Below are 5770 nucleotides of genomic sequence, written 5' to 3'. Positions count from 1 at the left end.
AGCGCTTCATCTAAGCCCCCGGAGATTAACCTCCGAGAATCATAGCCTAAATCGACGTTTTCACACAGCCTCCACCCGGATTGGGATTGAGAACGTTTCTCAACAAGCGCCGCTTAATTGACACCCCCGCCCTCGCGCTTAAAAGCATCCCGCAACGCACAAAGGCTACTGGGGTTGGACCTCTCATGACCGACACGAGCCGGGGGCTGCCTGAGCGCCCGATGTCGCCGCACCTGCAGGTGTGGCGTTGGCATATCACCATGGCCTGCTCGATCCTGCACCGCGGCTGCATCGTTGGCCTGTGGGTCGGCGCCGTGATCCTGGCCGCCTGGGCCGCCGCCCTGGCGGCCGGTCCGGACGTCTATGCGGGCTTCCTCGGCGTGCTGGGCTCGCCGATCGGCAAGCTGGTGTTGCTGGGCGAGACCTTCGCCGTGTTCTTCAACATCGCCTACACGATCCGCCAGACCTTCTGGGACACCGGCAAGGGCTTCGCCCCGCGCATCGCCGACATGACCGGCGCCATGGCGATCGCCTTCGCGGTCGTGGCGACGATCGTCACCTGGGTCATCGCCGGCGCGAACGGAGCGTTCTGATCATGAGCAAGAACGACCTCTTCCAGCCCATTCAATTCCGCACCCCGTTGTCGCGGGCTCGCGGCCTGGGCGCCTCGCGTCACGGCGTCAGCCACTTCATCACCGAGCGCGTCTCTGGCCTGGCCCTGGCGCCGCTGAGCGTCTGGGGCGTGTTCGCGGCCCTGAAGCTGGTCGGCGCCGACCAGCACACCGCCGCCGCCTGGGTCGGCCAGCCGGTCAACGCCGTGCTGCTGAGCCTGCTGTTGATCTCGGCCCTGATCCACCTGTCGAACACGGTCCAGGTGGTGATCGAAGACTACATCCACCGCTTCACGAGCAAGTCGGCCCTGGTGATCGGCAATCTGTTCGTCTGCGTGCTGGCCGGCGCCGTGGGGGTCTTCTCGATCCTCAAGGTGGCCATGACCGTGACCGGAGCCCATTGATGTCGGCCTACAAGTTCATCGACCACAAGTTCGACGTCGTCGTCGTCGGCGCCGGCGGTTCGGGTCTCCGCGCCGCCCTGGGCGCCGCGCAGGCGGGTCTGAAGACCGCCTGCATCACCAAGGTGTTCCCGACCCGCAGCCACACCGTGGCGGCGCAGGGCGGCATCTCGGCCTCGCTGGGTAATATGGGCCAGGACGACTGGCGCTGGCACATGTTCGACACCGTCAAGGGCTCGGACTGGCTGGGCGACCAGGACGCCATCGAGTACCTGACCCGCAACGCCCCTGCGGCGGTCTATGAGCTCGAGCACTGGGGCGTGCCCTTCTCGCGCACGGCCGACGGCAAGATCTATCAGCGCGCCTTCGGCGGCATGACCAAGAACTACGGCGAAGGCCCGATCCAGCGCACCTGCGCGGCGGCCGACCGCACCGGTCACGCCATGCTGCACACGATGTACGGCCAGTCCCTGGCCCACGACACCGAGTTCTTCATCGAGTACTTCGCCCTCGACCTGATCATGGACGATGGCGTCTGCCGCGGCGTCACCGCCTGGAAGCTCGACGACGGCACCCTGCACCGCTTCCAGGCCCAGACGGTGATCCTGGCCACGGGCGGTTACGGCCGCGCCTACTTCTCGGCCACCTCGGCTCACACCTGCACGGGCGACGGCAACGCCATGGCGTTGCGCGCCGGCCTGCCGCTGCAGGACATGGAATTCGTGCAGTTCCACCCGACCGGCATCTACGGCGCCGGTTGCCTGATCACGGAAGGCGCGCGCGGCGAAGGCGGCTACCTGACCAATTCGGAAGGTGAGCGCTTCATGGAGCGCTACGCCCCGTCGGTGAAGGACCTGGCGCCCCGCGACATGGTCAGCCGCGCCATGACCATCGAGATCCGCGAAGGTCGCGGCGTGGGCCCGAACAAGGACCACATCTTCCTGCACCTGGATCACCTGGATCCGAAGATCCTGCACGAGCGTCTGCCCGGCATCTCCGAGACCGCCAAGGTCTTCGCCGGCGTCGATGTGACCAAGGCTCCGATCCCGGTGCTGCCGACCGTCCACTACAACATGGGCGGCATCCCGACGAACTATCACGGCGAGGTCGTCACCAAGTCGGGCGACAATCCCGACCAGGTGATCCCGGGCCTGATGGCCGTGGGCGAGGCCGCCTGCGTGTCGGTGCACGGCGCCAACCGCCTGGGCTCCAACTCGCTGATCGACCTGGTGGTGTTCGGCCGCGCCGCGGCCCTGCGCTGCGCCGAGGTCCTGACCCCCGGCGCCAAGCAGCCGGAACTGAAGGACGCCTGGACCGACGGCCACCTGGCCCGGTTCGACCGCTTCCGCAACGCCTCGGGCTCGACCGGCACGGCCGAACTGCGTCTCGAGATGCAGAAGGCCATGCAGGAAGACGCGGCCGTGTTCCGCACGGGCGAAACCCTGGTCGGCGGCGCTCAGCGCCTGGCGACGGTCTGGGACAAGGCCAAGGACATCAAGGTCAGCGATCGCGGTCTGGTGTGGAACACCGACCTGATGGAGACCCTGGAGTTCGACAACCTGATCGGCCAGGCGGTCGTGACCGTGGCCGGCGCGGTCAACCGCACCGAAAGCCGCGGCGCCCACGCCCGCGAGGACTTCTCGAGCCGCGACGACACCGAATGGATGAAGCACACTCTGGCCTGGCTCGATGTCGAGACCGGCAAGGTGAAGATCGATTACCGTCCGGTGCACAGCTACACGATGTCGGACGACATCGCCTACATCCCGCCGAAACAACGGGTCTACTGAGGGTACGATGGTCGAACTCGCACTCCCCAAGAACTCGCAGGTCAAGTCGGGCAAGCACTGGCCCGCGCCGGCCGGCGCCAAGAAGGTCAAGACCTTCAAGATCTACCGCTACGATCCGGAAGCGGGCGGCAATCCGCGTTGGGACACCTACGACGTCGACGTCGACACCGTCGGCCCGATGGTCTTGGACGCGCTGCTCTATATCAAGAACACCATCGACCCGACCCTGGCCTTCCGCCGGTCGTGCCGGGAGGGCGTCTGCGGCTCGTGCTCGATGAACATCGGCGGCCGCAACACCCTGGCCTGCACTCATGGCTGGGCCGAGGTGCCGGGCAAGGCCGTTCAGATCAGCCCGCTGCCGCACATGCCGGTGGTCAAGGATCTGATCCCCGACCTGACGCTGTTCTACGCTCAGTATGCTTCGGTCGAGCCCTGGCTGCACACCGACACGCCCGAGCCGCAGACCGAGTGGAAGCAGTCGCCGGAAGACCGCGAGAAGCTCGACGGTCTCTACGAATGCATCCTCTGCGCCTGCTGCTCGACCTCGTGCCCCAGCTACTGGTGGAACGGCGACAAGTATCTGGGTCCGGCGGCCCTGCTGCACGCCTATCGCTGGCTGATCGACAGCCGCGACGAAGCCACCGGCGACCGCCTCGATCAGCTCGAAGATCCCTTCAAGCTCTATCGCTGCCACACGATCATGAACTGCGCCCAGGTCTGCCCGAAGGGTCTGAACCCGGCCAAAGCCATCGCCGAAATCAAGAAGATGATGGTCGAGCGCGTCGTCTGACGGGCTCCTTGAGAAGACAAGCATGGGGCGGCTTCGGAGACGAGCCGCCCCATTCTATGTCCGCCTTTGTCGAAGGCGCTTGCCAATAGGTGACGCCGGCGTCATTTTTGACGAAAGGGAGGGCGTCATTGAGCGCTGAAGCCAATCAGAACGCGTGCGTCGTCATCGTCGGCGCCGGTCATGCCGGCGGCTCGGCCGCGGCGTTCCTGCGTCAATATGGTCACCAGGGCCGCATTGTGCTGATCGGCGACGAGCCGCTGCTGCCCTATCAGCGCCCGCCGCTGTCGAAGGCCTGGCTGAAGGGCGAGGCCGACGCCGACTCCTTGGCCCTCAAGCCGGCCGAATGGTACGCCGAGAACAACGTCTCCCTGCGCCTCGAAGGCGTGGCCGAGCGGATCAACCGTTCCGAAAAGACGGTGACCCTCGCGTCGGGGGAGGTCATCGCCTACGACTTCCTCATTCTGGCCACGGGCGCTCGCGCCCGTGAGCTGCCGATTCCGGGTTCCGACCTCGCAGGTGTCCTGGCCCTGCGTACGGCGGCCGACGCTGAACGGCTCAAGCACGCCCTGGGGCCGGGCAAGCGGCTGGCCGTGATCGGCGGCGGCTATGTCGGCCTGGAGGCGGCCGCCTCGGCCCGGGCGCTGGGCAGCCACGCCATGGTCATCGAGCGTGAAAGCCGTGTGCTGGCCCGGGTCGCCTGCGAGACCCTGTCGCTCTTCTTCCAGGACTATCATGGCAAGCATGGCGTCGTGTTCGAGCTGAACGCCGGTGTCGCCGGCTTCGAGGGCGAGAACGGCCACGTCACCGGCGTGAAGTTCTCGGATGGCCGGGTGGTCGCCTGCGATGTCGCCCTGGTCGGCGTCGGCGCGGTTCCCAACGACGAACTGGCCAAGGATGCGGGCCTGGCGACCGCCAATGGCGTGGTCGTCGACCTGGAAGCGCGGACCGAGGATCCGTCGATCTTCGCGATCGGCGACGTCACCCATCGTCCGCTCCCGCTCTATGAGCGGCAGTTCCGCTTGGAGAGCGTCCCCAACGCCCTGGAGCAGGCCAAGCAGGCTGCTTCGGCGATTCTTGGACGTCCGGGTCCCGCGCCCGAGGTGCCGTGGTTCTGGTCCGACCAGTATGATCTGAAGCTGCAGATCGCGGGCCTGCCGTTCGAGGCGGACCGCCAGGTGGTGCGCGGCGATGTCACCGCCGCCAAGTTCGCGGTCTTCCATCTGAAGGGTGACCTGCTGCAGGCCGTCGAGGCTGTCAACGCGCCGCCCGAATTCATGGCCGGCAAGCAGCTGATCGCCAAACGCACGCCGGTGAGCGCCGACAAGCTCGCCGATCTTACGGTGTCCATGAAAGAGGTGGCGGCTTAGGCCGCCCTATAGAGACAGCCTTCCAGGGGTAATGGGAAACAGATGGCCAAGATCACCTACATCGAACACGACGGCACCGAGCACGCGCTCGACGTGAAGCCAGGGCTGACCGTCATGGAAGGCGCCGTGAAGAACAACGTGCCGGGCATCGACGCGGACTGCGGCGGGGCCTGCGCCTGCGCCACCTGCCACGTCTATGTCGACCCGGCCTGGCTCGATAAGACCGGCGACAAGTCGGCCATGGAAGAGTCGATGCTGGATTTCGCCGAGAACGTCGAGCCCAACAGCCGCCTGTCGTGCCAGATCAAGGTGAGCGACGCGCTGGACGGCCTGATCGTGCGCCTGCCGGAAAGCCAGCATTAGTCACGACGTCAAAAGAGCGTTGTTATATTGTCGCGAGGGGCTTGCCAGTCGTCCGAGGGAGGACTAGATCACCGCCTCGCTCGGAACGGCGTCGCGGCCGGACGATGCGGCCCCCGAAAGGGAGTTGCATCGGCTCAGACGCTTCGCTAAACACCGCGCTCCAATCGACTCGATGACGGATCCGCAAGGGCGGCCACGGCGGCCCAGGGATCCTTCTTTTGTCTCTTCACTCCCCGGTTTTCCGGAGTTTGAAAAAGTCGAAAAGAGTTGGTTGACTTCGGAGTGTCGCCTCTTTAGAAGCGCCGCTCCGGACATCGCCGCCAAGACTTCGCAAAAAATCAGCGGCGCGATGTTAGGCTAGTCAAGTAATCGCTTCGAGGTTTTCTTCGAGAAATAGCTTGACTGGATTTGGTGGTTTCTTTAGAAGCTGCCGGCTCTGCCGAGGACC

General features: G+C 65.6%; 6 protein-coding genes. All 6 read left to right on the top strand.

Annotation, left to right across the window (positions count from 1 at the left end):
- Positions 1-185 precede the first annotated feature (185 nt).
- The 6 genes from sdhC to AC1RJ9_RS28190 all read left to right on the top strand — a co-directional run bounded on the left by sdhC (position 186) and on the right by AC1RJ9_RS28190 (position 5322).
- Positions 186-593 carry a succinate dehydrogenase, cytochrome b556 subunit gene (sdhC, locus tag AC1RJ9_RS28215; protein ID WP_492841983.1) on the top strand — a complete coding sequence of 136 codons (408 nt, stop codon included), beginning with the start codon at positions 186-188 and terminating at the stop codon, positions 591-593.
- On the top strand, positions 560-1015 hold the full coding sequence (gene sdhD, locus AC1RJ9_RS28210; RefSeq protein WP_492841985.1) for a succinate dehydrogenase, hydrophobic membrane anchor protein: 456 nt from the start codon (positions 560-562) through the stop codon (positions 1013-1015). Before sdhC ends, sdhD begins: the two co-directional genes overlap by 34 nt.
- Positions 1015-2802: a succinate dehydrogenase flavoprotein subunit gene (gene sdhA, locus AC1RJ9_RS28205; RefSeq protein WP_492841981.1), complete on the top strand. Its 1788-nt coding sequence runs from the start codon at positions 1015-1017 to the stop codon at positions 2800-2802. Before sdhD ends, sdhA begins: the two co-directional genes overlap by 1 nt.
- Positions 2803-2809: 7 nt before the next feature.
- Positions 2810-3592, top strand: coding sequence for a succinate dehydrogenase iron-sulfur subunit (locus AC1RJ9_RS28200; RefSeq protein WP_099575368.1), 783 nt, complete (start codon positions 2810-2812; stop codon positions 3590-3592).
- A 128-nt stretch (positions 3593-3720) separates the two neighbouring features.
- Positions 3721-4959, top strand: coding sequence for an NAD(P)/FAD-dependent oxidoreductase (locus AC1RJ9_RS28195; RefSeq protein ID WP_492841979.1), 1239 nt, complete (start codon positions 3721-3723; stop codon positions 4957-4959).
- Positions 4960-5001: 42 nt separating this feature from the next.
- Positions 5002-5322 carry a 2Fe-2S iron-sulfur cluster-binding protein gene (locus AC1RJ9_RS28190; protein WP_492841977.1) on the top strand — a complete coding sequence of 107 codons (321 nt, stop codon included), beginning with the start codon at positions 5002-5004 and terminating at the stop codon, positions 5320-5322.
- Positions 5323-5770: the final 448 nt, after the last annotated feature.

The sequence above is a fragment of the Caulobacter sp. GW822-FHT07D08 genome (genome assembly GCF_058798735.1).
Note: the sequence above shows the minus strand (reverse complement) of the source record. Positions and strands in the feature narration are given on the sequence as shown.

What these genes read in the sequence shown, in the direction of transcription:
- sdhC (WP_492841983.1), top strand. Translation starts at nt 186, where the DNA reads ATGACCGACACGAGCCGGGGGCTGCCTGAGCGCCCGATGTCGCCGCAC.
- sdhA (WP_492841981.1), top strand. Translation starts at nt 1,015, where the DNA reads ATGTCGGCCTACAAGTTCATCGACCACAAGTTCGACGTCGTCGTCGTC.
- AC1RJ9_RS28200 (WP_099575368.1), top strand. Translation starts at nt 2,810, where the DNA reads ATGGTCGAACTCGCACTCCCCAAGAACTCGCAGGTCAAGTCGGGCAAG.
- AC1RJ9_RS28190 (WP_492841977.1), top strand. Translation starts at nt 5,002, where the DNA reads ATGGCCAAGATCACCTACATCGAACACGACGGCACCGAGCACGCGCTC.